General features: G+C 74.0%; 1 protein-coding gene. It reads left to right on the forward strand.

The window, feature by feature from the left end:
* On the forward strand, positions 1-2,908 hold a 2,908-nt coding region (locus AC1RQF_RS27700; RefSeq protein ID WP_492873403.1), incomplete at both ends, for a beta strand repeat-containing protein.

Raw genomic sequence — 2,908 nt, forward strand, 5'->3', positions numbered from 1 at the left:
ACGGGCTCGGGCGGGATCACGAAGCAGGGCAGCGGCACGGCAACCTTGACGGGCGCGAACACCTACACGGGCGGCACGACGATCAACGCCGGCACGCTGGCGCTCGGCCTGGGCGGCAGCCTCGCCGCGACGGGGACGGTGAATCTGAACGGCGCAGGCACGGCGCTCGATATCAGCGCAGGCGTCAACCAGGCGATCGGCACGCTGAACGGCACGTCCGGTTCGAGCGTCAACCTGGGCGGCAACACGCTGACCGCGGGCGGCAGCGCGAACGGCACGTTCGGCGGGGTGATTTCCGGCACGGGCGGCTTCACCAAGGCGGGCGCGGGTACGGAGACGCTGACGGGCGCGAACACCTATACGGGCGGCACGACGATCGCGCAGGGCACGTTGGCGCTCGGCGCGGGCGGCAGCCTCGCGACGGGCGGCACGGTAAGCCTGAGCGGCGCGGGCGCGACGCTCGACCTGAGCGGCGCGGGCGCGAACCAGACGATTGGTGCGCTGTCCGGCATAGCCAACACGACGGTGGCGCTCGGCAGCAACGGCCTGACCTTGGGCGACGCCACGAACCAGACCTTCGGCGGCGCGATCACGGGCACGGGCGGGATCACGAAGCAGGGCAGCGGCACGGAAACCTTGACGGGCGCGAACGCCTATACGGGCGGCACGACGATCAACGCCGGCACGCTGGCGATCGGCGGGGGCGGCAGCCTCGCGGCGACGGGCACGGTGAACCTCGCGAACGGGAGCGCGACGCTCGACCTGAGCGGCGCGACCGCGAGCCAGACGATCGGCACGCTGATCGGCGCGGGCGGCTCGACCGTCAACCTGGGCGGCAACGCGCTGACGATCGGCGGGGCCACGAGCGGCACGTTCAGCGGCGCGATCGTCGGCGCGGGCGGCCTCACGAAGGCCGGCCCGGGCACGGAAACCTTGACGGGCGCCAACACCTACACGGGCGGCACGACGATCGCGGCCGGCACGCTGGCGATCGGCGGGAACGGCAGCCTCGCGGCGACGGGCGCGGTGAACCTGAGCGCCCAGGGTGCGACGCTCGACCTGAGCGGCGCGAGCGGGATCCCGACGATCGGCGCGCTGTCCGGCGTGGGCGGGACGACGGTGGCGCTCGGCGCGAACGGGCTGGCGCTCGGCAACGGCGGCGGCAGCGCGACCTTCGGCGGCGCGCTGACGGGCACGGGCTCGCTGACGAAGATCGGCGCGGGCACCCAGACGCTGACGGGCACGAACACCTACACGGGCGGCACGACGATCAACGCCGGCAAGCTGGTGATCGGCGCGGGCGGCAGCCTCGCGGCGACGGGCGCGGTGAACCTGACGAGCGCCGGCGCGACGCTCGACATCGGCGCGTCGGGCGCGAACCAGACGATCGGCGCGCTGTCCGGCATCGGCGGCACCAACGTCACGCTCGGCGCCAACACGCTCACGTTCGGCGACGGCGGGATCGAGACCTTCGGCGGCGCCTTGAGCGGCACGGGCGGGATCACGAAGCAGGGCAGCGGCACGACCGTGCTCACGGGCGCGAACACCTACGGTGGCGCGACCACGATCAACGCGGGCAATCTGGTGATCGGCGCGGGCGGCAGCCTGTCGAACGCCACCACCGTCGACCTCAACGCGGCGGGCACGGGCTTCACGCTCGCGCCCGGCGCCGGCGCGCAGACCATCGGCGGGCTGTCCGGAGTCGCGGGCAGCACCGTGTCGCTCGGCGTGAACCCGCTGACGCTCGCGGGCGCGGGGAACACCGCGTTCGCCGGCTCGATCGGCGGTGGAGGCGGCCTCGTGAAGAGCGGCACGGGCACGCAGACGCTGTCGGGCAACAACACCTATGCGGGCGGCACCACGGTCACGGGCGGCGCGCTCGTGCTCGGCGGCAACGGCGCGCTCGGCACCGGCGCGCTGACGGTCAACGCGCCGAGCACGATCGACACCACGACCGCGGTGACGCTCGCGAACCCGGTGACGGTGAACGCCGGCACGACGATCGGCGGCACCGCGAACCTGACGCTGTCGGGCGTGGTGTCGGGGGTGGGCGGTCTCGTCAAGAACGGCCAGAGCACGCTGACGCTGAACAACAGCAACACGTTCCAGGGCGGCACGGTGCTCAACAGCGGTTCGCTCGTGCTCGGCAACAGCGGCGCGCTCGGCACGGGCGGGCTCACGCTGAACGGCGGCAGCATCGCGCTCGGCAGCACCCAGCTCACGCTGCCCGGGCTCAGCGGGGCGACGGGCGGCGTGCTCGACACCGGCACGGGCAGCCTCACGGTCACGGGCGGCGGCAACTATGGCGGCGCGCTGACGGGCGGCGGCACGCTGACCAAGAGCGGCGGCGACACGCTGATCCTGTCCGGCGCGAACACCTATGCGGGCGGCACGACCATCGGCGGCGGCGCGCTGCAGGTCGGCAACGGCGGCACCTCGGGCAGCCTCGCGGGCAACGTGGCGAACGCGGGCGCGCTGGTCTTCGACCGTTCGGACAGCACGTCGTTCGGCGGCGCGATCTCGGGCACGGGGTCGCTGACGCAGGCGGGCAGCGGGCAGCTGACGCTGACGGGCACGAGCACGCTGAGCGGTCCGACCACCGTCAGCGCGGGCACGCTCGCCGTGAGCGGCTCGCTCGCCAATTCGGTCGTCAACGTGCAGCGCGGCGCGACGGTGACGGGCACCGGCACGATCGGCGGGCTCGTGGTCGCGAACGGCGCGACGGCGGCCGTCTCGCAGCCGGGCGCGGCGCTGAACGTGGCCGGCACGGTGACGTTCCAGCCGGGCTCGACGCTGCAGGTCGCGGCGACGCCGCAGCAGAGCGGCAGCCTCGCGGCGACCGGCGCGGCGACGCTGAACGGCGGCACCGTGCAGGTGATCGCGAGCCAGGCCGCCTACCAGCCGAACA

This window comes from Burkholderia sp. GW821-FHT14F03 (assembly GCF_058803765.1).